Origin of the sequence: Candidatus Nitrosocaldus islandicus (assembly GCF_002906215.1) — an archaeon.
In the GTDB taxonomy this organism is placed as follows: domain Archaea; phylum Thermoproteota; class Nitrososphaeria; order Nitrososphaerales; family Nitrosocaldaceae; genus Nitrosocaldus; species Nitrosocaldus cavascurensis.
This window is the reverse complement of record NZ_CP024014.1, coordinates 1,126,824-1,151,174: the sequence shown is the minus strand read 5'-3', so window position 1 is coordinate 1,151,174 and position 24,351 is coordinate 1,126,824. Positions and strand designations below refer to the sequence as shown.

The window sequence follows — 24,351 nt, the reverse complement described above, 5'->3', positions numbered from 1 at the left end:
GATGCTCGTGTAAGAAGGTATAACTAATTATGTGTTAGATTATTATAGCAGCAATCCAGAGTTGAATTGTATAAGAATACAATCTCACTATGATGCATTGATAGTTATTAACGAAGACAGTTTGAACCTACAATAGAATTCTTTAGGGATAGAATTAATAATATAACCAAGATAGCAAAAGTGCTTCATTATAATCGAATAGATGCTAGTACTGCTAGGCAGATAAAGGCATGAAAGACCTACAGAGATAAGGTTATGCTAATGAGTTGCCAGGAATCGTTGATAAACAAGTTGAAATCATACCAGTATTCTATTTGAGCATCTTAAGCACTCAAGCATAACACTACCATCATCATATCTAGCAACTATCCTGAACTTCCTCCCATTGCATAATGGGCATATAGGACATGCCCTAATCCCTCTAACCTTATCCATATCTATCTATACATCAATGTATTATTACACTTACCATTCTTGAGGTCTGCTCTCAGCCCTAGCAATTATCCTTAGCCTCTCAACTCCATTGATCTCATCTATAACTTTAGCAACTGCCTTTGGCACAAGGTGCCTCCACTCCCTCCCTTCAAGCATCAACGTTCTTATCCTGCTTGCATTGTACTCATCCCTGTTGAATAACCTTGGGACCTTGACCCTCATCCCTTCCTTGCTCAAGAGCATCGCTACATACTCATTCCCTGTATATACGAGGTGGAATGGAGGAAGATAAGATCTTAGATGGGCATACCATCTAGCATTATTCTCATCATTTGGTATAGCAAGTATGTAGCATCTCTCAATCATGCTCTTGCCACCATCAATATACTCATCCTTTAAAGCATCATGTATCATCCATACCCTCTCCCCAGCAGTGAATGGATCCTTCTCTAGGTAGTTGAACTGTGCACTTGCTATTGCTATTATAAGTTCATCACACTCCTTGAGTGCCTCTCTAGCAAGCATCAGATGCCCATTGTGGAATGGCTGGAACCTTCCTATCATCAAAGCCCTCTCCATATATCAACTCTCTACTGGAAATAAATAAAAGTTGCATTCAAGGGATGGTAGTTATGATTGTGAAGTGTAACATATGCAATATTGAGATTGATGATGCAATTGTTGATGAGCATGTTGGTAGTGATGAGCATAAGGCTAATCTTGAGAGGATCAAAGGGATGATGAGAGATAAGGTGTATGATGAGGACTCTACGAGGTTAGGAATAGATGCATAAACAACATGATGCTTAACAACTGATCATTATGCTATATGCTTGCCTAACCTGCTCTTCTGAGCCTCAATCTCCTCTCTACTTATCTTCTTGAACAATGGCTTTACATCACCAACAATATGCCCTTCTCTTACCATGAGCCTTGATGCATCGTCCCATCTCTGCTCGTGTATAGAACCTTGCATCTTAAGTTGCTCCCATATCCTCTCTGCAGAGAATGGTATGTATGGCTCAAGGAGTACTGCTAGCGATGCTACAGCATTAACAGATATGTATATGCAGTTGTGTGCACTTGCCTTATCATCCTTACTTTGGCTCTTAACCTTTGCCCATGGTTCTTTGTTCTGAAAGTACTGGTTGAAGTATGATGCAAATGCAACTATCCTCCTCAAGCCCTTATCTATCTCATTCCTCTCTATCAGTGAGCCAACATCTTGCGCTATATGCTTTATAGCATTTATGCTCTCTCTATCACCATCATCGTACTGAGTTGGGATAGTTGATACACCATACCTCTTTGCAAGGTTGAGTGCTCTATTTATGAAGTTACCAATATTGTCTATCAACTCAGTATTAACCCTTGATGCAAACTCATCCCAATCAAAGTTAAGATCCTCTTGGCTGTATGGCGTTATCAATGCTAGATAGAATCTAAGGTAGTCTGGGTTGAATGCGTTTATGAACTCCCTAAGGCTTATGTACCAGTTCCTGCTCTTTGAGATCTTCTGCCCTTGAAGCATGAGATGCCCTCTAGTAGGTATGTAGTCTGGGAGTTTGTAGTTCCCATCACCAAGCCTCATGGCAGGTAGGAAGAGGTAGTGATGATATACTATATCCTTGCCTATGAAGTGGTATATTATACTTGAGTTCCAGAACTCTCTTGCATTATCATTATCATCATCTACAAGCCCGTTCATCCTTGCTAGGAGTAGTGCAGTTGATATGTAGCATAGGTGGTTATCGAACCAGCCATAGAGTACCTTACCCTCACCATCTATAGGGATCCTAACACCCCATGTTATATCCCTAGTTATATCCCAGTCCTGTAACCCTTGCTCTATCCATCTAAGCACATAGTTCTTAACATCCTGCTGTAGGTTACCATTGGTGTTGAGCCATTCCTTGAGCCTATCAGCAAATGCAGATAGCCTAAAGAAGTAGTGTATGCTAGCCCTCTTTACAGGCTCCCTCTTACATATTGCACATTTGGGCTCAAGGATCTGCTCTGGTACCCTACCACAGTTCTCACATGAATCTGAGTACTGGTTATCTGCATTGCAGTATGGACACCTTCCTATAACGTATCTATCTGGCAGGAACTTCTTATCGTATGGGCAGTAGTATTGAACAACCTCCCTCTCGTATATGTAGCCTTTGCTGTAGAGGCTGAGGAAGAACCTCTGCACGAACTCAACATTCTCCTTAGAACTTGTACTATGGAATATATCGAATGAGATACCAAAGGCTCTAAAGTCTTGCTCATCCCTATCATGCCAATGCTTAACATACTCCTCTGGACTCTTACCCTCCTGCTCAGCCTTTATAAGTATTGGTGTGCCAAAGTCATCACTAGCACATACATGGTATGCCTCATAACCCTTGAGCCTAAGGTACCTTGTCATTATATCTGCTGGAAGGTAGGTTGATGCTACATGCCCTAGGTGGATCTCTCCATTAGCATATGGGAGTGCACTGGTCACTATTACCCTCTTCCTCTCATTGCTGTTATTGCTACTATTATTCATACCCCATATAGCACAAATACGTTAAATAAACCAATAGATCACCTTGTAAGATAGGTTATTATGCCCTTAACACTATTCCTTATTGAGTTGATTATATAGGAGGGAGGAGACATGCCACTCTTCTTATACTTAACATGCTCTACCATCCTATCCTCTATTGCTTTATGTGAGTAGCCCTCGCTCAGTAACTGCCTTATGATACCAACCCACTCATTGATACCCTCTATAGTTGCATTGAATACAGCATCTGGCTCACTGCTTATACCAAAGTGTGGCATGAAGAGCATCTCAACATCTAGCCTACTACTCAACCTCTCAACAGTTGCTATTGCCTCATCAGCATCGAATGATGGAGGAGGGGTTGTAGGTATGTAGCATGGATAGTCTGGGTAGAGCATGCTTACAGAATCAGCAGTGATAAGCATAGGTTTGCTACCATTTATGTATACTGCTATCTGGTGTGGTGCATGCCCCTCTGCAGTCACACATCTTAACTCAACACTGCCTAGGTTGATTGTATGCTCACCACCCTTGCTTACACCTATTATTGTATTATTCTCTGGATCAACAGCTATAGGATAGCCGAATGACTCTACATAATCCCCAAACACCTGCTTCACACTTGCTATCAACCTGCTAGGGTCTATGAGATGCTTAACAGCCCTTTCATGTGCAACTATCTTACCCTTACCCTTACTACCTCTAGCTATATGCCCAACAGCACCAGCATGATCTAGATGGAGATGTGTTGGCACTATCCAATCTATATCCTTGGTGCCTATATTCAATGTAGCAAGGGATCTGAGCAGTTCATCTATGCTTGATGCATAGCCAGTATCAACTAGTGCTACCTTGCCAGTGCTATCAACTATGAGATAGCATGCTACTGCCCTTACATTCCCTAAAGCAACTGTATCAACAAGGTATACCTTGCCTCTACCATGATCAATATCTATGCTATTGAGTATCATTATTCATCTATCCACCATTAATAGATCATAGCATAACCATTCAACTATTTAACTCCTTGCCTACTTTACTTACCTATCTATCTACCTACTTCCTTTCCTTCTTTCCTAACTTCCTTCCTTTCTTACTATTACTTTTAATGACTATCTATCTATAACCATCTCTTTGCATACTCCAACTGCTCCTTAGTAGGCTCATCTATCCTTATACCCATAGCCTCTAGAGCATTGATCGCAACCTGCCTATCTATCTCCTCTGGTACACCATACACCTTATTCTTCATCATAGCATGGTTCTTCACTATATACACTATTGAGAGCAACTGATTTGCAAATGATAGAGCCATGACCTCTGGTGGATGACCCTCAGCAGCAACAAGGTTTGCTATCCTACCCTTGCCTATTAGATATATGCTCTTCCCATCTATCCTGTACTCCTCAAGGTTATCCCTAACAACTCTCCTCTCCCTAGCATTGCTCTCAAGCCATCTAACATCTATCTCAACATCGAAGTGCCCAGCATTTGCAAGAATAACACCATCCTTCATAGCCTTGATATGCTCTTGCCTAACAACGTTTATCTGCCCAGTAGCAGTAACTACGATATCAGCATACCTTGCTGCCTCATCCATTGGCATAACAGCAAACCCATCCATGTGTGCCTCTAAAGCCTTGATTGGATCAACCTCTGTAACTATAACCCTAGCACCCATGCCCCTTGCCCTACTTGCTATACCCTTACCAACCCATCCATACCCTGCCACAACAACTACCTTCCCAGCAAGGAGTATGCTTGTTGCTCTCAATATACCATCCATCGTGCTCTGCCCTGTACCATACCTATTATCGAATAGATGTTTAGTGTATGCATTGTTAACTGCTATAACAGGATAGGCTAGTTGCCCTTCATCTGCCAATGCCCTCAACCTTATAACACCAGTTGTTGTCTCTTCAGTACCCCCAATAGGCTTGTAGTTGCTCTTACCCTTGAACTCCTTATGGTAGAGTACATGCATATCAGAACCATCATCTGTTATGGTATCAGGTCTATTTGCAAGTACGGATCTTATGCAAGAGTAGTATTCATCCATACTCTCATCCCTCCATGCATAAACATCTATACCTTGGGAGGCAAGGAATGCTGCAACATCATCCTGTGTACTCAATGGGTTAGCAGCACAAAGGCTCACATCCGCCCCAAGGGTCTTTGCACCCATAACAAGCATTGATGTCTCCTTTGTAACATGGAGGCAGAATGCTACCTTTATGCCATGCAATGGCCTCTCATCCTTTAGCCTATCTATGCTCTTAGCAAGTATGGACATATGCTTACTAGCCCACTCATACGCTAACCTTCCTTTATCTGCAAGTCTTGGGTCTGCAACCTTAGGCATGCGAATGGTTTTATTAATGGCATATTAAACCTTTCATATGCCACTCTTCAGGGTAGCAAGGAAGGATGAGATACCCATAGGCAGAGGCAAGCAGTTTAGAATAAGCGGGAAGGATATAGCAGTATTCAACGTTAATGGCAATTACTATGCTACAGAGGCTTACTGTAGGCATCAGGATGCACCACTTGCTGATGGTACCCTTTATGGTGAGGTTGTTGAGTGCTTCATGCATAGATGGCATTACAATGTTAAGGATGGAAGGTTGTTAGATCATATAAAGGGTGTAAGGCTTGAGACCTATAGGGTTGAGGTTAGAGGGGATGAGATATACGTTGAGTTGTGATTGTAACGAATCATACAGAGTAGAATTGGAATCATCTTTGTTTAGATTAATTATTACTTACACAATACAGTAAAACTAAATATTTCTAATGCTGGCAAAGAATGACTAGTACTGAGGTTGCAGACAGGTATAGCAATATATACACACCATCCTATGTAGAAGCGTATACTCTAATGACTGTTGGCATGAAAGATACAATAACCAAAGTCAGAAGAGATGCGAGTTTCAGTGGGGATTGTCAAGATAAATCCAACATATATGCATAGATCATTCGTCTAGATTGTACACAGTTACTGCTATCTTGACATTCTCATTTCAGTAATACGATGCATATAATTACAGTAGGACTCTTTTATACCAGTAAAGTTACTAGGATTCAACTCCATGGCAAACCTATTCCAATAGGTGGTAGCAAGCGATAGGCTGGATGATAAATTACAACCTATTAGCGAGCTTCCTTAAGGTCTAAGCAAGTTTTTTAGTAGCATAGATATTAACATAGAGAAAGGTATAGAGCATACAGTAGAGATTGCATTTACTGTATAATGACGCTGAGACAGGACCTATTCTTATTTGCTATAGATGAGTGATAAAGCAGGGCATAAAAGGGATAGCACAAAATGCAGCATATAGGCATCATAGCGTATCTACAAAACTCTATGTTGTTTTTGTATCTAGGCTTCGATAGTAAGGTTAAGATATGCTTCAGAGCATGTATAATAATTATGATTAGCATAGTTGTAAACAAGGATAGGAAGAGGCTCATGCTAGACCTTGCTGCATATGTTGCTGAGCATCTCCCTGCTATACCAGCACTCAAGCAAGATAGGATAATGTTGGATGAACTTGCCCATATTGATGTAGAGGAGTTATGCTCAGCCATAAGATCATTCATGAGCATGAGAAGGGTTAACTATTCAATGTATGTTGATCATCCTAGAAGGGAGGTTACACTATACATAGAAGGTAGTAGCAATGAAGAAAGTAAGGATGCTAACAATACCTATAAGGCTCAAGGTCTACTCATCTGCCCACACTGCAACTACACTACAGAGTATGCTGATATCCTAAGCATACACATAAGGGCTCACTACATCTAGTAAAGCCATGTTACGCTCCTCTCCTCTTCCCTAGCAAGTTCATTCAACCTACTCATAACCTCAGATCTTAACCTCTCAACACTCTTAAACTTCTGCACAATTCTACCATCAACTATAAGATCCTTAAGTAGCATCCTGTATCCTTGCTCCTCAAGCCTCCTAGACGCCTCAGAGCCTGCAAGTGTTACAACATCCCTATAGCCTAGCCTGTATACCTGCTTTTTACCAGCCATATCACCCCTCTTTGCTATTGCTCTACCATCAACCTCAACCACCTTGAATGAGAAGTCAACTGGAGGAGCAGCACTAACACTAGTCCCAACACCAAAGCCATCAACCACATCTCTTAACTCTTCTATCTCCTGCTCATCCAAGCCTCCAGATACAAAGATCTTAACATGCCTACCCCCTCTTATGCTCAACTCCCATCTAACCTCCTCTATTATCCTCCTCCTATTACCTCTTCTGCTTGATGGGGTATCAAGCCTAACACCATACAGCCTATCGCCTAACAACTCTAGAGCCATTATTGCTTCAGCCTTCTCATCATAGAGCGTATCTATGAGCATTATCCTCTTCACATCCTCTGGCATTGAAGAGTCGAAGGCCTTCCAAGCATCCTTCTGGCTACCAAATGCAAGGATAAGTGCATGTGGCATGGTACCTATAGGCTTTATATTCATAAGTTCACCAGCAAGCGTGTTGGATACAGCATCGAACCCTGCTATGTATATTGCTCTCTCTATCATTGGTGCTAAAGCAGGATGTGCTCTTCTTGTGCCAAAGGAGAAGAGCAACCTATCTCCTGCTGCAAGCCTTATCCTTGCTGCCTTGCTTGCTATACCTGATGATGAGCAGAGGAATCCTAGGATTGGGTTCTCAAGCACTGCTATATCTGAATAGTTAGCCTCTATCTGGAGCACTGGCTCATAAACTGTTGGTGATACTTGGAAGATCTCACCCTCTTCCATAGCCTTTACGTTGACACCCTTCCTCCCTTCAAGCAACTTTGCCACTTCGTATATGCCAAGCACTATACCCCAGTTACCCTCTACTGGAAGGTGCCTTGCAAACACCTCTATGGTAACTCTAGGGTTCTTCCCTACATGTCTTAGAACCTGCTGGGTGTAGAGGAAGTACACATCAGTTGTCTTGCCTTGTATTATCTCCTCTTCTTTAGCAATCCAGAATAGCCTATCCTTCAGATCACTATGCTTATCAGCAGCATCCATAGTCATATGTGTAGTAGTAGAAGGAGAAGGTTGGTTAAAAACCAATATAATTAGCATACATGTCTATTAACCAACAATAGTAGTTTAATCTCATTGATTTATCTGTATAATTTACTAATCTACTATATATCACCTGCTACTTTCTTAGCCTAATGAAGGAAGATTTAATAAAAACAGCAATAATAAGTATTATCATGACAGTAGTAACAGCAGCAAGTGTTGTAACTGCTAATGCTGCATCGTATGACTCATCCAATGGGGTGTCTACTGACTATCTAGGAGTGGGAGGTGCAAAAGGTAAATAATGATAACATCTCCTTATATAAGTACACAGGGTTTTGCTGGACATAGGGATTATATGGTTTATGTTTATCTAGTTAATAAGGATAAGAAAGGTACTATAGGTGCTGGTTGGCTAGCATATAAGGATAGTAGTAACATTATAAGGAAGTTATCACTAGTGTATGTTGGTGATTCACGCTATCCAGCAGCAGTTCATAATCTAACTGTTGATGTATCATCCCAAACCTGGATAGATGCTACTGTAAGACAGAACGCAGTTAATAGTAACTGTTGGACAGCATCAACCTATGGGCAGACATACAACTGGTGCTTTGATCCAAAACTGACTAATGGTACAGCTGCAGGAAGCAATGCAAGATCAAAAGAGTTGTATAGCGTAGGAGTTAGCGATATGCCAGGATTGTTTGATCAGTTGAAGTTCTATGATTGGAATATAAGGGATTGGAGGTATTTCAGCGAGAGCAATAACTACAAATGCTCAAGTACTGGAGGATATGTACTTGATTGGCTTGCAAAGTACAGCAATGCCCCTGGCAATGCTCAGATAGACAAAGTTGGTACAGGTCCAAGGACATACACTACCGATGAGTGCACCAATGATCAAGATATATGGATACCATATCCATATGAGTAGAGGTGATTGTATTATGAGATCTATGGTATTTGTAATACCAGTTATAGTATCAGCATTGTTGGTAATGGTATTAGCAATTATAGATGGTAGCAATAGTGTATTACTGCCTACATCAACCAATGTAAGTGCAGATGCTAATTTATATGGATGCGATCCAAAATCTCTAGATGATGTTAAACTTAACTTCCCAGTAAGGGAACCAACGTATCTTCCTGAAGGGTACAGACTGGAAGTAGTAGATGCATTATCATACTCCCTGCCTCCAGTTTATAATAGAGTTGCATTATACTATGCAAAGTATGAGATGTGTCATGGAGTACAACTAGGTTATCCAAAGGATGTTATAGTTATACTTGTGACTGATTTAGAGCAGGCAGCAAAGAATGGTGATAAATATGCTCAGATGGTTATCAATGATCCAGTTGAATACTTCAAGAAGGATATTGAATCATACAATAGTGTTATACCAGATGCTGCCAAACTCATAGATAAGCCAGAGAGCACTATACCATTGGTAAGGATGATAGAGGTTAATGGGCATGTAGGTAGTGCTAGAGAACCTATGAAGGGCTACAACGTATTTATAATAAATGATGGAGATAAGAGTGAGAAGGTTGTTGAAGAGCTTAGTGAGGTACGGGCAGGCTTTGTAACATTCTACCATGAGAAGGATAGAACTTTTTACACTATCGAGTCAACATTCCCAGTAGAGGAGATGCTCAAGATAGCAGAGAGCATACGCTAAGCATATACAATCTTTTTATTATTTTTAAAGAATCATGTGCCTGAACATCTTTACACTCTAAACATGGCATCCTTCTCAACCTGTACTGATGTTTCAGCACAGTATTATGTTAATTCGTATTAGCATATCTAGGAAGATTCAAACCAATCCCATTCCCCAGTAAATATGATAGTAAGAGTGGATAATGGTATACCTCCCAAGAGGGTTAGGGAGAAGATATGTAGGCAGGGAAGCATACCTGCTTGAGATGCCCGATTGTACTATACTACTTATCCAAGCCTAAGGGAGATGGAAGAGATTAGGAAGACCCTGAAAGATACATTAGATGAGTTGAAAGAAGAGGAGGAGGGAAGGGAGAGGAGAGGATATAGATAGTACTCAACTGATTTTAATTCGTAGAAGGAAGATTAAGGATGTGGTTGTTGTAGTGCTACTGCTGTAATGCCCTTCTACACGTCTCCTTCACATCGTAGACTTTGAGGCTTATAACCTTACCATCTATCTTTACATGCATATCCCTGTATGCTACCATCTCAACCTCTCTCCCTTCCTTCACTGCACTATCTATGTAGTAGTGTATCCTCCTAGCATCCTCAGCATGGTTCTCAAATGCATAGAGATGGGTTATCTCATGCGATACCCTTCTTGCTAGTTCAAGCATATCTAGATATGAGTGTATAGAGAGATCCCTATCAAGGCATATAGCAAGCGTATACCTTCTACCATGCTTGATGCATACACCATATACGGATCTATAGCCTTCACTAACATTTGCAAATTTGGTTATGCTATCCTGCCTGCATACAACAAGTTCACTCTTCATAGCAAGCCTTATCCCCTCTATGATGCCTAGAGAGAAGAAGATCTTTAACGCAATATATCTAGCAACATCCATGAGCAGTTGGTTCGTATCACCCCTTGCTGGAAAGAAGCCCATACGCTCCATATTATGCTTATTCTTGATAAGTGAACTATCATCACCAAATGCTAGAAATGATTAAATAAAAGGCGCATAGAAGTGGATGAGGGTCAAAATTCAAGCGATGCGTAAGGTGTATGATGGCTACAAGGCTGTTTTGATGCTTGAGGATGGTAGCATATTCAAGGGTATTGGATTTGGCTACCCGTGCAGGGTTATTGGGGAGGTTGTATTCAACACAGGCATGGTTGGGTATACAGAGGCACTAACAGACCCATCATACAGGGGTCAGATGCTATGCTTGACATACCCATTGGTAGGGAACTATGGTGTACCATCATACAGCATAAGGGATAAGTTTGGGCTACCAAAGTACTTCGAGGCTGATAGCATACAGGCTAAAGCATTGATAATACATGAACTCTCCCCCTATGCTAGCCACTGGGCAGCATCAAAGACATTAGACCAATGGCTTTATGAAGAGCATATCCCAGGAATACATGGTATAGATACTAGGGAGTTGACCAAACGTCTAAGGGTTAAAGGTGTTATGATGGGCGTGCTAGAGGTATCAAAGGATGATATAAGCATTGAGGATCTCAAGAGGGAACTTAAGAATGCTCAAAGGTATGATGAGATAAACTTCGTTGAGGAGGTATCAACCAAGCAGGTTATAGAATACAGTGTAGATGAGCCTAATGGTACTGTAGTGCTAATAGATACTGGTACAAAGTACAGCATAATAAGGAACCTGCTCCGTACTGGCTACAATGTTGTTAGGCTTCCATACAACTCAAGCATATCAGATGTACTCTCATACAAGCCTGATGGTGTGCTCTTGAGTAATGGACCGGGTGACCCAAGGTTGTGCAGAGAAACTATAGAACTTGCTAGAGACCTTCTTGATAGAGATATGCCAGTGCTTGGTATATGCTTAGGGGAGCAGATACTTGCACTTGCATCTGGTGCAGAGACTTACAAGTTGCAGTATGGGCATAGGGGACAGAACAAGCCATGCATAAACCTAAGGGATGGGAGATGCTACATAACAAGCCAGAACCATGGCTACTGTGTAAAGCCAGATACCCTTAAAGGCACCAACTTCGATGTATGGTTCCTTAACGCTGATGATAAGACCGTTGAAGGTATAATCCATAATGATAAACCTATAATAGCTGTTCAATTCCATCCAGAGGCAGCACCAGGACCCTATGACTGTATGTACATCTTCGATATGCTTGCTGATATGATGAGAGGAGGTTAGTTGTAATGCCATTACAGAGTGTAAGGAAGGTTCTAGTTCTTGGGAGTGGGGGGATAAAGATAGGGGAGGCAGGGGAGTTCGACTACTCTGGGAGCCAATGCTTAAAGGCTATAAGCGAGGAGGGCGTGCAGACAGTACTGGTTAACCCAAACGTAGCAACCATACAGACTGATACAAGGCTTGCTGATAGAGTCTATCTCCTTCCAGTAACCCCAACTATGGTTGCTCGTGTTATAGAGCAGGAGAGGCCAGATGGTATAATGCTTGGGTTTGGGGGGCAGACAGCATTAAACTGTGGTGTAGCGCTCAAGAAGCAGGGCATACTTGATAGATATGGTGTAAAGGTTCTAGGCACTTCAGTAGAGTCTATAGAGATTGCAAGTGATAGAGAACTCTTCAAGCAGACTATGCGCAACAACAACATAGAGATAGTTAGAGGCAAGGCAGCGCATAGCATGGATGAGGCATTAGCAATAGTGAAGGATTTGGGCTACCCTGTGATGATAAGGGTAGCATTCACTCTTGGGGGCAAGGGTTCAGGGATTGCACATAATGAGTATGAGTTGTATGAGATAGTGCAGAGAGGCTTAGCAGCAAGCATGATACACCAAGTTATGCTTGAGGAGTACATTGGGCACTGGAAGCAGATAGAGTATGAGATAATGAGGGATTACAAGGGCAATGCAATAACAGTATGCAACATGGAGAATATACTTGCAATGAGGGTCCATACGGGAGATAACATTGTAATTGCCCCTTCCCAGACCATAAACAACCATGAGTACCATATGCTTAGGAGTGTAGGGATAAGGGCGGTTGAAGCATGCAAGGTTGTTGGAGAATGCAACATACAGTTTGCTCTAGAGCCAAACTCTGAGCGTTACGCTGTTATAGAGATAAATCCAAGGCTCTCAAGGTCATCAGCACTAGCAAGCAAGGCTACAGGCTACCCATTAGCATACATGGCAGCAAAGCTTGCTCTAGGCTATACTCTTGATGAGTTACTTAATAAGATAACGAAGATGACTACAGCATGCTTCGAGCCATCCCTTGATTATGTTGTTGTAAAAGTACCAAGGTGGGACTTTAAGAAGTTTGATAGAGCGAATAGGAAGTTAGGTACACAGATGAAGTCAGTAGGGGAGGTTATGGCAATAGCAAGGACATTTGAGGAAGCAATCCAGAAGGCATACAGGATGCTTGACATAGGACTTGATGGAGTGCTTAGGAGAGAGGTTAAGGTATTTAGAAGTGAGGAGGAGTTGGAGGATGCTATAATGAATCCAGATGATGAGATACTCCTTAACATTATCGATGCTTTAAGGCTAGGATGGAGTGTTGAGAGGATATCAAGGTTAACACCTATAGATCCATGGTTCATCTACAGGCTCAAGAATATAGTTGAGATGGAGAATGCATTGAAGAGCCTTAAGCATCTAGATGAGGATGTTATAAGGGAGGCAAAGAGGCTTGGGTTCTCAGATAGGCAGATAGCAAGATATCTAAGGATGGATGAGGATGATGTAAGGAGGTTCAGGAAGGCAAGGGGGATAGTACCAGTTGTGAAGCAGATAGACACACTTGCAGCAGAGTGGCCTGCAAAGACCAACTACCTGTACATGACCTATGGTGGGATTGCAGATGATATACAGGTTCAAGCAAGGGATGTGGATGCTGCTGTTGCTAACACTACAGATGCTAATGCTACTAACTCTAATGGTAATGGTAGGGTTATAGTTATTGGGGCAGGAACGTACAGGATAGGCTCTAGCGTTGAGTTCGATTGGGCAACTGTTAACATGGTCTGGGGGCTGAAGGAGCACGGCTTCAGAGAGGTTGCTATAATAAACTGTAACCCAGAGACTGTATCTACAGATTACGATGTGAGCGATAGGCTCTACTTTGAGGAACTAACCCTAGAGAGGGTTCTAGATGTGTATGAGAAGGAGATGCCAGAAGGGATAGTTACATGTGTTGGAGGGCAGGTAGCAAACAACCTCACACCAAAACTTGCAGAACATGGTGCAAGGATACTTGGCACAAGCAAAGATGATATAGATAGGGCAGAGGATAGGGCAAAGTTCAGTGCACTTCTAGATATGCTAGGGATAAAGCAACCAGCATGGCAGGAGTTCACAAGCATAGATAAGGCTAAGGGGTTCTGTAGGAGCATAGGCTACCCAGTACTTGTTAGACCATCTTACGTGCTTAGTGGTTCTGCTATGCGTGTAATATGGGATGAGAGCAACCTTGAGCATTACCTTAGCATGGCAGCAGAGGTTAGCCCTGAGCATCCTGTAGTGATAAGCAAGTTCATCACAGATGCTCTAGAGGTTGAGGTTGATGGTGTTGCAGATGGTAATGGTAATGTTCTCATAGGCGCTATTATAGAGCATGTTGAGAGTGCTGGCATACACTCTGGGGATGCTATGATGGTTATCCCTCCATGGAGGTTAAGCAGCAAACATATACATACGCTTAGGGAGTATACGTATGCTATAGCAAGGGCATTGAGGATAAAGGGTCCATTCAACATTCAGTACATAGTCAAGGGGGATGATGTATACGTTATAGAGTGTAATGTTAGAGCATCAAGATCTATGCCTTATGTATCGAAGTTCACTGGCATAAACCTGATCACTCTAGCAGCAGGGGTTATAGCAGGCAAGGCATTGCCAGAGATGGATGAACCATGGATAAATGCAAAGGGGTTTGCTGTTAAAGTGCCCCAGTTCTCATTCATGCAGTTGGAGGGTGCAGATATAGTGCTTGGTGTTGAGATGAAGTCAACTGGAGAGGTTGCATGCTTTGGAGATACATTCTACGATGCACTATCTAAAGCATTGATGGCAGCAGGGTATAGCCTTGCATCAAGGGGCTCAGTGCTTATAACAGTAGGGGGAGCGATGAAGAGGAGGATACTCCCAATAGTATCTACTCTTAAAGCAATGGGCTTCAGCATATATGCTACTGAGCATACAGCAGAGTTCTTGCTTGAGAATGGGTTCAAGGATGTGCAGATAGTGTACAAGATAAGCGAGCCTAACAGGAAGCCAAACATTGCTGATCTACTCCATGCTAGAGCAGTAGACTTCATCATAAACGTGCCAAGCACACTAACTATAGAGAAGTATGCTGAGATGCTTGAGGATGAGTATATGATAAGGAGGAAGGCAGTTGAGATGGGCATACCTGTATTCACAAACTTGGATGTTGCTAACCTCTTCATAAAGACACTTGAGTGGATGAGAAGCAATGAGCCAAGTGTAAAACCACTACAACACTACAAGCTATTATAAGGCTTGTATGAAGGATGTGGTTGTTAATTATAATGATGATGGTAAGGTAATGTTAAGTGAATATGCCAGTGTATAAATTGAAACTAATCATAATCCAACAACAACAAACAGTAATTAGCAGTAACCATAAACAATCAAACATAAGCAATGAGCAATAAGAAGTAAATAAGCAATAACAACAACATCTATACTGATAGTATGATATCATTCAATGTATTCTCATCCCCAATAACAGAGCCATCTAACGTAACTATAGCTGCCCTTGCTATACCTTTACCACCGATGATCTTGGTAAGTGTGGTTGATGTATTGATAGCATCAACCTTATGGGCATGTAAAGGCCTTATGTACCTGTTAAAGCTTGGCACCACTATAACCTCAAGCATGTCATGCTTACCTTCATCGTATTCATGATGGCTCCTAACCTTTAGGATGAGCCATACCCTCTCCCCATCTAGTATGCTATCTCTCCTTGAGACTACAGGGTGTAGATGGCCCATGATGATCCTCCTAACCCCAGTACTCTTAGGTATTGTATGACCATGTATGAAGAGTGTATCATCAATAAGCATACCTTTACTGCTCATCAACCTAACATGATCTGGAAGCAATAGCCTCAAGTATGAGTCATGGTTCCCAGGCACTATGTAGAGTTCATCAACATGCCTTGCAAGTTCGGTTATGAACAAAGGTATATTCTTCCGCTCCTCTACACTCATACCTTTGATACTATCCTTGATATCCCCTAGGAGTATTATGCCATTGCACTGCTCATAATCTGCTATTGAAAGTATCTCATCAAGCATCTCATGCACATAACCATCATCCATAACCCTTACTCCCTTGAGTCTATGCTCAAACCCTATGTGTAGGTCTGCTGCTACAAGGTATCTAGCCCATTTATAAGCGCCATCATCACCCTTCTCTTTCCTCTCCCCATCCCTATCCCTCTTCTTCCCCTCTCCTCCACCCTCCCTCTTCTCCTCTCCCTCATCATCTATCCTTGTATCTTCACCATGATGCTCAACTATAAGGAGTGGATGCTCCTTGATCATCCTAATTCTAAGCATAGTAAATAGATGGTGTTAGAGGTAAATAATGGTTAACTTGTATTTCATACCATCACACTAACTAACTTACTTGCCAACATCCATCTCTGCAACAAACTCTACCATCCCATCATCCTTAACCTTAAGATCAACTGCTACTGTAACACCTATCTTGAGGTCTTTGATCTTGTTTATAACCTTGCATATTAGGCCACCATCAACACCATTGAAGCGAACGAGGGCATAGGCTGTACAACCATCATTATAACTATCATTATCATCACTATTACCATTAACATATGTGTATGAATAGAGTATGCCACTCTTCTCTACCTCAACCCATTTATCCAACCTCTTAAAGCATCTACTGCAGTATAGCCTTGGTGGTAGATATGCTCTGTTGCATTCATCACATCTACTTGCCATTATCCTCCCATTCAATGCTTCCCTAAAGAACCTCTCTCCTGCTACCCCTAGAGTATATACGTAATCGAGTTCTATGCTATCATGCCAGTAACCATCGATGTTGCTCATATCCATCACATCACAATGGTTTGAAGTACACTATATCGGTTATAGCACCCTTCCTCTCCTCCCTACTCCTCCATACAGCCTTAACCCTCATGCCTACATGCACATCCTCTGGCCTAACCTCTCCAAGGAGATGCATTATACCCATTCCTTGGGATGCACCATCAAGTTCTATTACAGCAACTATTACTGGATTGCTCATCCTCCTAGCCTGCTTATCTATGTATGATATGGAGTATGTATTAACACACCCAGTATCATAAACGTATACCCAATCATCAATCTGAGCAAAGTCAAGTTCGCAGAATATCCTTGGTGGTACAAGTACTCTCTTGCATACCTTGCATCTGCTCCCTACAATCCTTCCACTCCTCAACCCCTCAAGGAACCTGCCTACTGCTATACCTGTATCCCATCTGTATCTGAACCTTGCTGAGTACCTTATGCTCATATACTTGCCATCCCTCAGATCACCCTCTCTAACCTCTATCCCAGCGTAGTTGTTGCTACCTAGTGTGTTAGGTTCTCTACCTTCACTTGCACTAACACTAATATCCTGCCCTTTCTTTGCCATTCCCTCTTTCATACCCTTTACCTATCCTCCCAATCTCCCTCATTCAACCCAACTCAACCTCTCATCTCTATCCTTACTACCATCATGATCTCATTATTATAACAGAACTGAACTGCATTAGATCGCCCCATGCCTGTGCTAATCCAGTTCTAACATCCTTCTTCACCTGCCTCTTACCTGCATTGCCACTCAACTGCCAGAATATCTCGCATACCTTCATCATCCCTGCAGCTGCTATTGGGTTACCTACACCTAGCAAACCTCCAGATGGGTTAACAGGCATATCACCATCCCTTGCTGTAACACCAGCAACTGTCATCTCTGCAGCCTTACCCTTATCTGCAAGACCTAACCCCTCTAGATGGTGCAACTCCTTGTATGAGAATGGATCATACACCTCAGCAACATCTATCTCTCTTCTCGGCTCCTCTATACCAGCCATCCTGTATGCCATCCTTGCAGCCTCTGCAAGGTATGCGGGATATGCCAGTTCCCTATTTGTCCAGTAAGCACTATCTATGCTCCATCCTACACCATCTATCCATACTGGCTCCTTGCATATCTTCCTTGCAGTATCCTCAGATGCAAGTACTACTGCAGCAGCACCATCGCTTGGAGGGCTACTATCTAACCTCTTTATTGGCCACACTATAGGCTCTGATCTCATAACATCTTCAACAGTTATCCTTGCTGCAAGCTGTGCACATGGATGGTCAAGTGCATTACGCTTGTTCTTAACAGCAACATGTGCTATCTCCTCCTCGCTTACCCCATAAACATGCATATACCTACGCATCTCTAGAGCAAATATCCAGAGGAGGTTGATACCCAAAGGCCTCTCAAGTGTATGATCGAATATGCCCCAGAAAGCATACTGGGGATGTGGATGCAACGATGACATCTTCTCCTCACACACAACCAAGCATGTATCGAAGAGGCCAGAGGCAACGTGCCACCATCCTGCTATTGGTGCAAAGACACCAGTACCTCCACCAACGAATACCCTTGTGTATGGCTTGCCAACAGCTCCAGCACCATCAAGCAGGTACTCACCCTTCATATGCACGCCATCGAATGCATCTGGTGCAGAGCCAAGCACTACAGCATCCACATCCCTTATAGATATACCTGCTGACTCTACTGCCATGCTTGCTGCTTCAAAGCAGAGCTCCTTCCCTGTCTCAAGCATCCTTCTCCTGAAGAGCGTCATACCAGCACCAACTACAGCAACCTTACGCTTGATCACCATATTCTTCTTACCCACCATAACCTCATCATTGATTGCTGAGAATAACAACTGCACCAGATGCTGTTGGTAAGCCTCTCCAACTCTGCACTAGTGCTCTCCTTGCACCCTGCACCTGCATGCTCCCAGCACTGCCCCTAAGTTGTAGAGTAGCCTCAAGAACCCTATGCATGCCTGTAGCCTCAACAAGGTAACCTACACCAAGCGAGCCACCAGATGGGTTAACAGGCATATCACCATCCCTTGCTGTACACCCCTCATTGACCAACATGCTTGCCTCACCCTTCCTGCATAACCTTAGAGCCTCCATATGCTGCAACTCCTTGTATGAGAACGTATCATCTATCTCAGCAAGATCAATGTACTTGCTAAGTTCATCAATCTCTATACCAGCCATCCTGTATGCCATCTCTGCAGCAAGGGATGCATAGGTAGCATCTGCAAGGTCCCTATCATGTATCCATGGTGTATCTGAGCACAAGCCTACACCATCTATCCATACAATACCATTAGTGCTACCTTTGAGCATCCTTGCCTTATGCTCAGATGCAAGTACAACAACTATAGATGCATCTGCATAGTTGCTTACCTCCATGCTGGTTAGAGGGTATGCTACAACAGGGGATGAGAGAACAGTACTGCTATCCACATTTGAAGCATAACATGCTCTTGGGTTTGCTAGAGCATTACCCTTATTCTTCGATACAACATTCGCACATGACTCCCTGCTATTGCCAGTCTCATATAGGAACCTGTTCATCTCCAAGCCTGCAATGAAGTAAGGATCTATATCAGGATTGATGCCTCTAATATACACAGGGTCTAGGGCAAACCTTACTATCTCCTTCCTGCTTACAACATCTGAGAGCTTGCTGTGAGCCTCAACAACAGCTACATCAACAAGCCCTGACCTTATCTGCATGAACCCAGTTATCAACCCATATAGCCCATCTGCAGCAACTGTGCATAATGGTCTTAGCACAGCACCAAGTTGGTCTGGCATATACTCATCTGATATCATGTTGCCTTCCCAGAAGTCCTCCGTGCAGCATATGAAACTTATTCTATCCTCCTTCCTAACTATGATGCCTGCATCCTCATACGCCATCCTTGCAGCAAGGAACATGAGCTCCTTGTAGGAGTAGCGTGTTGTGCTAGTGCTAGTGTTAGTATTAGTAGTATCTGAATTGGATGGATGATCTTTGGTTGATGCCCTCTCAGCAAAACCAGCATAGCCTATACCAACTATCCCTACCCTCTCCCCTTTAGGTATGATATCCATCACCTCTATAATCATCAGTAAAGATCATCCTCATCACCATCCTTTAAGTTGAAGATCGTGCATCTACCCATATAACACCCCATAGAAGGTGCTCAGAGCGGTACCAACTGCCTCATAGCCAATCTAGCATAGATCTTGTTATACTCACCATCCTTGAACAATGTGTAGAGCTCGTCCATGAACTTGATCACCTTATCCTTACCTTCACCATCTAGAGTGATGAGGTTCATTGCTGCCCTTAGTGATGCCTTTGTTATCCTATGATCAGTGTATGCCAATGCATCATCCATCTCCAACCCCTTCCTTACAACATACTCAACTAGAGTGTTGAATATATCGATGTTCCTTGCCCTAACATGTGCAAAGCCCCTTATGTACTGTGCATAATCTGCAACCATACATGCAAGTTCATAATCTATCATGGCTAGATCCTTAACCACTCTTGTGAAGTGCTCAACGAACTCCATCTCCTTGTTGTACCTTACAGAGTGCTTGTGCATGAACGAGAGCTTCCAGAGTAACCAGAGTCTGATATAACCTCCTATGCTTGTTAGGTCTATTGAGATGGGTTTACCATCGTACCTCCTCCTCTCTATATACTCTGGCCATGAAGGGATCAACCTGCATATCGTATCATGGATGCGTTTTGGTACCATACCATACATCTCCTCAACGTTTGGTTGTAGCAGTGCCTCAACCTTAACTATAACATCCTTTCCCTTGCCATATGCATCTCTATAATGGAGTGTATCTGTTATAACCTTCCTTGACTTTATCCTTGCAACCTCAAATGGTCCCTCCCATCTCATCAATCTTCCAGCAAGGTGCATTGCATATATCCTACTAAGCCTGAACGTACCATCGCCCCTCTCCCTATCTATGTTAATAATAGCCAGCACCATCCTCATGTACCTATCTGCATGGTGCCAGCCCTCGAACTCTACAAGTTGCCCTATACCTTCAGCAATTATCTTGATGAGAGTATCTGGTATACTTCTATCGTTATTACTACTATCATTATTGTTGTTGTTAGCACTCAACCTCTTGATCAACTCTACATACCTATCAGCATCCCTCTTACCCCTTGAGAGCATAACCCTTCTATGGTTCCTAGAGAGTATCTCTTCCATACTCTGCTCAGTTATATCTGTGGTATCTGCAGTTACCTCCCTCTTCTTCCTCATCATCATAACCCCAGCATCTCTGTTGCTATCCTCCAACAACATCATCATGATATGCTTATAACCTATCTTGAATGCTTCTATGTTATCATCCATGACTTTACCAGAGAACCTCTCCTCTATAGCATCTATATATGAGTCCTTGCTTATTGGTAGTGCATTTGATGCTGCAAGAGCACCTAGTAGTATGGTATTTGCATACACAGGCTTCATACCATGTGCAAGTGCAAGTTCATGTGCATCTATACCAAGATATCGCCCAACTAGCCTCTTGAGCACTGCTATCTGCTCATCTACAGGGATCAGGTTCTTTGTTATGGGCATCTTCTCAACGGTTGTTAAAAACCTATGCTCATTGACTATTGCTGTAGAGTCAGCCTTGAGTAGACCATCACCTGCAAACCTAACAGCCTCTGCAAGCTCTTGCGCTACCATAACATCAACACTAGCGGTATGAAACCTCTCAGCAATTACCACCCTCTCAGGCAACTCAAACTCGAGTGGGGATACAAAGGCTACAGCACTATACACGGAGCCATTCCTCTGTGCAAGCCCTGGTATCATGTACCTATACTCGAGGTCTGTCCTATATGCTATCCTATCAAGCATGCCATTCTCCTTTGCAATCCTCTCCCTCTCTATAATCACTGCCCTGTATAGTACCTCGCTTATCGTGCCTCCACCCTGACCTCCAACAGATGGTACAAGCACTCTATACACCCTTAGCCTGCTACTGAGCATCGTATCTCACCCTAGATGCCACCTCCTACACCATCTTGCCTCCCCATCATCCCCTTCTCACCCCTACTCTCTACCTTCCATCCATCCACCTTTGCTCCTCTCCCCATAAGCATCCTTATAGCATACATATTCAGTCTATGCATGAACCTCTCCCACCTTGTTGGGTTATACACTATCCTTACCCTGTAGGTTGATGGACAGAGCCCAAATATGCTGGTTATACCACATATACCACAACCAGTGCATGTATCCTCAGTCTGCTTTATGTAACCTGTCCTCAATGGGTTTGGGTTCTTGACCATGGTTACACTTGGACAACCAGAGTACTTCTCACATGGGAAGCAGCCAGAGCATATCTCCTCATCTATCCTGTACTTGACCTGCTCAACCCTCCTCCCTTTATCTATCATGCTCTCAATTACTGGTTGCTCCCTCCTCATCCTTGCTAGTGTACACTCACCATCACATATTATGACACGTACACCCTTCTCTACCATATATGCCTCGAGCATAGTCTCAAGCGTGCTATAGAAGTCGAATGGGTTTACTCTCCTTATCCATCTTACCCCATGTGCCCTTAGTATAGACTCTATACTTGCTCTTGTTGGGAACTCTCCAGCATAGTTCATGCTTAAAGGTTCTCCTTGGGTTGTTGCAGTAGTAGTGCTATGGACCTTGCTTGCAGGGTTTGGCTGGTGCCCTGTCATTGCTGTCCAGTAGTTCTCAAATATGATGAAGATTATGTTAACATCGCTATCATTGCTTATGTTATATAGTAGGTTATCAACATTAGTTACCCCTCTATGGAAGAACGTACCATCGCCCATTACTGCTATAACCCTCCTCTTGTATAACTTTGATAACCCAAGTGCAGAGTCAAGGGAGGTCCCCATACCTGTAAATGTATCTGATGCCTCAAATGGAGGTAGACGTGCCATTGTGTAGCACCCGCTATCCCCAGTGTATATACTCCTCCCAAAACGTTCATCAAGCCATCTTATTGCAGTGAATATAGGCCTCTCTGGGCAGCCAGTGCAGAACGTTGGGTTCCTTGCAACCCTCACCTTAAGCGTGCTCCTTATAGCCCTCTCCTTATGCTTCATGATCTCTGAGAGCCTCTCCCTAGGCATGGTATAGTAAGGTTCTACAAGCGAGAGCATCCTAGACAATGATTCAAGCAGTGCATCAACATCCAATGCACCTGTAGGTGGTATGAACCCTCCATTGCTCATCTTGCCATATACCTTGCTGTTGATACCTGCAGCATGTAGTATGCTCCTTATACTCTCCTCTATGTAGAATGGTGCTCCCTCCTCCACTATAAAGAGCATCTCCTTGTCAGCAGCAAACCTTATGATCTCCTCTGGCACTATAGGATAAACAACGTTAAGGTTGAGTAGATCGTATACACAACTCCCACTCACATCTGCCCTACCAAGTTCATACATGGCTGTTATAAAAGAGTTGAATATTCCACCATGGGTTATGAACCCTATATTGCTACCCTTGCTACTACTGATGCTATTTCTACTACCACTCTTCTCTTCTCTGCTATCACCAATTATGTAGTCGTTAAGCCTATTGCTTGCTATGTAATCCATAGCCCTGGGTATCCTCTCACTGTACTTCTCTACCGCATGCAACTTTGCGGTATCTGTTAACGTATACCTGCTCAGATCTGGCTCCCATATGCTCTTCCTATCCTTAACGCTTACCTCTGGCCTCTTTATATCATCCTCACATACTATAGAGCCTATGCAGTTTGCTGCCATTGGTCTTAGAAGTAGCATAACTGGCATGTTTGAGTACTCTGAGAGCCTGAATGCATGCTTTGCTAGCCTGTATACATGCATTGGGCTCCCTATAGGGTCTATAACTGGGATAGCAAACCCCTTGCCGTACATGTAGCTCTTCATCTCAACTGTAGTACTCTCAGTCTCATAATCCTCCCCAACCACTATCACAGCGGAGCCCACTGTACCAGATGAGGTTATGTGAGCAAGTACATCTGCAGCAACATTGGTCCCAACAACCTTCCAGTTAACAAACCCATGTATCCTATCGTACACTGATGCAAGTAACTTTGTTGCAGCAGATGCCTCGTTGGTTGATGACTCGAAGAATATGCCTAGATCCTTCAGTAACGTGCTTGACTCTGATAGCATATCTATTAGGTCTGCTGTTGGTGCACCAGGATAGCCAGCAGCATAACTTATCCCTGACTCTAACGCTGCCCTTATTATTGCTAGAGGAGCGTCAACAACTATACGCTCCCCCTTCCTTGCTAGTAGTAGATCTAGTGTATCCCTCCTCTTCCTTATCCTATCCTCAGCACCCTTAGGAGGGATGTACCTCTCTCTTGTTATCATAAAATATTTACGTTAACCCCATTCATTAACGTTACCTTTAATAATGTATAATCTATCTATTGGATGCTAGATTGATCTACTATCTAACTCCAATCCATGCTTTAGTGTAAGTATTACATGTTATAATTATATAAATGAAAAATAGAAAGGTAAATAGATGGTAACCAGTTGGTATGACATAAGATGTGATGTGCCCAAAAAGGTTA

At 42.8% G+C, this 24,351-nt stretch carries 21 protein-coding genes; 7 read left to right on the top strand and 14 right to left on the bottom strand.

Going from position 1 to position 24,351, the window contains the following annotated elements; genetic code table 11:
* Window positions 1–297: 297 nt before the first annotated feature.
* Complete coding sequence (locus tag CRG89_RS08795) at window positions 298–435, bottom strand: hypothetical protein (protein ID WP_158648755.1); 138 nt, start codon at window positions 433–435, stop codon at window positions 298–300.
* A gap of 30 nt (window positions 436–465) precedes the next feature.
* Window positions 466–1,014, bottom strand: coding sequence for a nicotinamide-nucleotide adenylyltransferase (locus tag CRG89_RS05985; protein ID WP_103287384.1), 549 nt, complete (start codon window positions 1,012–1,014; stop codon window positions 466–468).
* Between the two features lie 53 nt (window positions 1,015–1,067).
* On the opposite strand from CRG89_RS05985, the gene CRG89_RS08790 reads away from it, so the two are divergent.
* Window positions 1,068–1,229, top strand: a complete 162-nt coding sequence (locus CRG89_RS08790) for a hypothetical protein (RefSeq protein WP_158648754.1) — start codon at window positions 1,068–1,070, stop codon at window positions 1,227–1,229.
* A gap of 26 nt (window positions 1,230–1,255) precedes the next feature.
* Here CRG89_RS08790 and metG read toward each other — a convergent pair whose 3' ends face one another.
* The 3 genes from metG to CRG89_RS05970 form a co-directional block, all read right to left on the bottom strand.
* The gene (gene metG, locus CRG89_RS05980; protein ID WP_103287383.1) at window positions 1,256–2,971 is read right to left on the bottom strand and encodes a methionine--tRNA ligase; all 1,716 of its coding nucleotides are present in this window, start codon (window positions 2,969–2,971) and stop codon (window positions 1,256–1,258) included.
* Between the two features lie 38 nt (window positions 2,972–3,009).
* Window positions 3,010–3,942, bottom strand: coding sequence for an MBL fold metallo-hydrolase (locus CRG89_RS05975; protein WP_103287382.1), 933 nt, complete (start codon window positions 3,940–3,942; stop codon window positions 3,010–3,012).
* Between the two features lie 149 nt (window positions 3,943–4,091).
* A complete protein-coding gene (locus CRG89_RS05970; RefSeq protein WP_103287381.1) occupies window positions 4,092–5,333 on the bottom strand; it encodes an adenosylhomocysteinase in 1,242 nt (413 codons plus the stop codon).
* A 37-nt stretch (window positions 5,334–5,370) separates the two neighbouring features.
* Here CRG89_RS05970 and CRG89_RS05965 point away from each other — a divergent pair, with 37 nt between their 5' ends.
* Together CRG89_RS05965 and CRG89_RS05960 are read left to right on the top strand one after the other, a co-directional pair.
* On the top strand, window positions 5,371–5,676 hold the full coding sequence (locus tag CRG89_RS05965) for a Rieske (2Fe-2S) protein (protein WP_103287380.1): 306 nt from the start codon (window positions 5,371–5,373) through the stop codon (window positions 5,674–5,676).
* Between the two features lie 725 nt (window positions 5,677–6,401).
* Window positions 6,402–6,776 carry a hypothetical protein gene (locus CRG89_RS05960; RefSeq protein ID WP_148695150.1) on the top strand — a complete coding sequence of 125 codons (375 nt, stop codon included), beginning with the start codon at window positions 6,402–6,404 and terminating at the stop codon, window positions 6,774–6,776.
* On the opposite strand, the gene CRG89_RS05955 is transcribed toward CRG89_RS05960, so the two are convergent.
* The gene (locus CRG89_RS05955; RefSeq protein WP_158648753.1) at window positions 6,773–8,014 is read right to left on the bottom strand and encodes a nicotinate phosphoribosyltransferase; all 1,242 of its coding nucleotides are present in this window, start codon (window positions 8,012–8,014) and stop codon (window positions 6,773–6,775) included. The two genes, CRG89_RS05960 and CRG89_RS05955, sit on opposite strands and share 4 nt — an antisense overlap.
* Before the next feature lie 298 nt (window positions 8,015–8,312).
* Between CRG89_RS05955 and CRG89_RS05950 the strand changes: the two genes are divergently transcribed.
* Window positions 8,313–8,945: a hypothetical protein gene (locus CRG89_RS05950; protein ID WP_103287377.1), complete on the top strand. Its 633-nt coding sequence runs from the start codon at window positions 8,313–8,315 to the stop codon at window positions 8,943–8,945.
* Window positions 8,946–8,958: 13 nt separating this feature from the next.
* Window positions 8,959–9,690: a hypothetical protein gene (locus CRG89_RS05945; RefSeq protein WP_148695151.1), complete on the top strand. Its 732-nt coding sequence runs from the start codon at window positions 8,959–8,961 to the stop codon at window positions 9,688–9,690.
* 430 nt (window positions 9,691–10,120) lie between these two features.
* Here the strand turns inward: CRG89_RS05945 and CRG89_RS05940 are convergent, their stop codons facing one another.
* Complete coding sequence (locus CRG89_RS05940; RefSeq protein WP_103287375.1) at window positions 10,121–10,627, bottom strand: hypothetical protein; 507 nt, start codon at window positions 10,625–10,627, stop codon at window positions 10,121–10,123.
* 85 nt (window positions 10,628–10,712) lie between these two features.
* Here CRG89_RS05940 and carA point away from each other — a divergent pair, with 85 nt between their 5' ends.
* Both carA and carB read left to right on the top strand, forming a co-directional pair.
* Window positions 10,713–11,873: a glutamine-hydrolyzing carbamoyl-phosphate synthase small subunit gene (gene carA, locus CRG89_RS05935; RefSeq protein ID WP_103287374.1), complete on the top strand. Its 1,161-nt coding sequence runs from the start codon at window positions 10,713–10,715 to the stop codon at window positions 11,871–11,873.
* Window positions 11,874–11,878: 5 nt separating this feature from the next.
* Window positions 11,879–15,172, top strand: coding sequence for a carbamoyl-phosphate synthase (glutamine-hydrolyzing) large subunit (gene carB, locus CRG89_RS05930; RefSeq protein ID WP_103287373.1), 3,294 nt, complete (start codon window positions 11,879–11,881; stop codon window positions 15,170–15,172).
* 185 nt (window positions 15,173–15,357) lie between these two features.
* On the opposite strand, the gene CRG89_RS05925 is transcribed toward carB, so the two are convergent.
* The 7 genes from CRG89_RS05925 to CRG89_RS05895 all read right to left on the bottom strand — a co-directional run bounded on the left by CRG89_RS05925 (window position 15,358) and on the right by CRG89_RS05895 (window position 24,145).
* Window positions 15,358–16,242 carry a metallophosphoesterase gene (locus CRG89_RS05925; RefSeq protein ID WP_148695152.1) on the bottom strand — a complete coding sequence of 295 codons (885 nt, stop codon included), beginning with the start codon at window positions 16,240–16,242 and terminating at the stop codon, window positions 15,358–15,360.
* Window positions 16,243–16,308: 66 nt separating this feature from the next.
* The gene (locus CRG89_RS05920) at window positions 16,309–16,761 is read right to left on the bottom strand and encodes a Zn-ribbon domain-containing OB-fold protein (protein ID WP_148695153.1); all 453 of its coding nucleotides are present in this window, start codon (window positions 16,759–16,761) and stop codon (window positions 16,309–16,311) included.
* A gap of 4 nt (window positions 16,762–16,765) precedes the next feature.
* Complete coding sequence (locus tag CRG89_RS05915) at window positions 16,766–17,338, bottom strand: Zn-ribbon domain-containing OB-fold protein (protein WP_197706710.1); 573 nt, start codon at window positions 17,336–17,338, stop codon at window positions 16,766–16,768.
* Between the two features lie 70 nt (window positions 17,339–17,408).
* On the bottom strand, window positions 17,409–18,593 hold the full coding sequence (locus tag CRG89_RS05910; RefSeq protein ID WP_103287949.1) for a thiolase domain-containing protein: 1,185 nt from the start codon (window positions 18,591–18,593) through the stop codon (window positions 17,409–17,411).
* A 7-nt stretch (window positions 18,594–18,600) separates the two neighbouring features.
* Window positions 18,601–19,869: a thiolase C-terminal domain-containing protein gene (locus CRG89_RS05905; protein WP_174672474.1), complete on the bottom strand. Its 1,269-nt coding sequence runs from the start codon at window positions 19,867–19,869 to the stop codon at window positions 18,601–18,603.
* A gap of 77 nt (window positions 19,870–19,946) precedes the next feature.
* Window positions 19,947–21,776 carry a DUF6537 domain-containing protein gene (locus CRG89_RS05900; RefSeq protein WP_103287370.1) on the bottom strand — a complete coding sequence of 610 codons (1,830 nt, stop codon included), beginning with the start codon at window positions 21,774–21,776 and terminating at the stop codon, window positions 19,947–19,949.
* An 11-nt stretch (window positions 21,777–21,787) separates the two neighbouring features.
* Window positions 21,788–24,145: a thiamine pyrophosphate-dependent enzyme gene (locus CRG89_RS05895; protein ID WP_103287369.1), complete on the bottom strand. Its 2,358-nt coding sequence runs from the start codon at window positions 24,143–24,145 to the stop codon at window positions 21,788–21,790.
* Window positions 24,146–24,351: the final 206 nt, after the last annotated feature.

Coding starts and splice junctions, on each gene's coding strand:
- carB (WP_103287373.1), top strand. CDS start 11,879: ATGCCATTACAGAGTGTAAGGAAGGTTCTAGTTCTTGGGAGTGGGGGG.
- CRG89_RS05960 (WP_148695150.1), top strand. CDS start 6,402: ATGATTAGCATAGTTGTAAACAAGGATAGGAAGAGGCTCATGCTAGAC.
- CRG89_RS05985 (WP_103287384.1), bottom strand. CDS start 1,014: ATGGAGAGGGCTTTGATGATAGGAAGGTTCCAGCCATTCCACAATGGG.
- CRG89_RS05905 (WP_174672474.1), bottom strand. CDS start 19,869: ATGATTATAGAGGTGATGGATATCATACCTAAAGGGGAGAGGGTAGGG.
- CRG89_RS05895 (WP_103287369.1), bottom strand. CDS start 24,145: ATGATAACAAGAGAGAGGTACATCCCTCCTAAGGGTGCTGAGGATAGG.
- CRG89_RS05920 (WP_148695153.1), bottom strand. CDS start 16,761: ATGGATATGAGCAACATCGATGGTTACTGGCATGATAGCATAGAACTC.
- carA (WP_103287374.1), top strand. CDS start 10,713: ATGAGGGTCAAAATTCAAGCGATGCGTAAGGTGTATGATGGCTACAAG.
- CRG89_RS05915 (WP_197706710.1), bottom strand. CDS start 17,338: ATGAAAGAGGGAATGGCAAAGAAAGGGCAGGATATTAGTGTTAGTGCA.
- CRG89_RS05965 (WP_103287380.1), top strand. CDS start 5,371: ATGCCACTCTTCAGGGTAGCAAGGAAGGATGAGATACCCATAGGCAGA.
- CRG89_RS05955 (WP_158648753.1), bottom strand. CDS start 8,014: ATGACTATGGATGCTGCTGATAAGCATAGTGATCTGAAGGATAGGCTA.
- CRG89_RS05950 (WP_103287377.1), top strand. CDS start 8,313: ATGATAACATCTCCTTATATAAGTACACAGGGTTTTGCTGGACATAGG.
- CRG89_RS05900 (WP_103287370.1), bottom strand. CDS start 21,776: ATGCTCAGTAGCAGGCTAAGGGTGTATAGAGTGCTTGTACCATCTGTT.
- CRG89_RS08795 (WP_158648755.1), bottom strand. CDS start 435: ATGGATAAGGTTAGAGGGATTAGGGCATGTCCTATATGCCCATTATGC.
- CRG89_RS05945 (WP_148695151.1), top strand. CDS start 8,959: ATGAGATCTATGGTATTTGTAATACCAGTTATAGTATCAGCATTGTTG.
- CRG89_RS05925 (WP_148695152.1), bottom strand. CDS start 16,242: ATGCTTAGAATTAGGATGATCAAGGAGCATCCACTCCTTATAGTTGAG.
- CRG89_RS05940 (WP_103287375.1), bottom strand. CDS start 10,627: ATGGGCTTCTTTCCAGCAAGGGGTGATACGAACCAACTGCTCATGGAT.
- CRG89_RS08790 (WP_158648754.1), top strand. CDS start 1,068: ATGATTGTGAAGTGTAACATATGCAATATTGAGATTGATGATGCAATT.
- CRG89_RS05975 (WP_103287382.1), bottom strand. CDS start 3,942: ATGATACTCAATAGCATAGATATTGATCATGGTAGAGGCAAGGTATAC.
- CRG89_RS05910 (WP_103287949.1), bottom strand. CDS start 18,593: ATGGTGGGTAAGAAGAATATGGTGATCAAGCGTAAGGTTGCTGTAGTT.
- CRG89_RS05970 (WP_103287381.1), bottom strand. CDS start 5,333: ATGCCTAAGGTTGCAGACCCAAGACTTGCAGATAAAGGAAGGTTAGCG.
- metG (WP_103287383.1), bottom strand. CDS start 2,971: ATGAATAATAGTAGCAATAACAGCAATGAGAGGAAGAGGGTAATAGTG.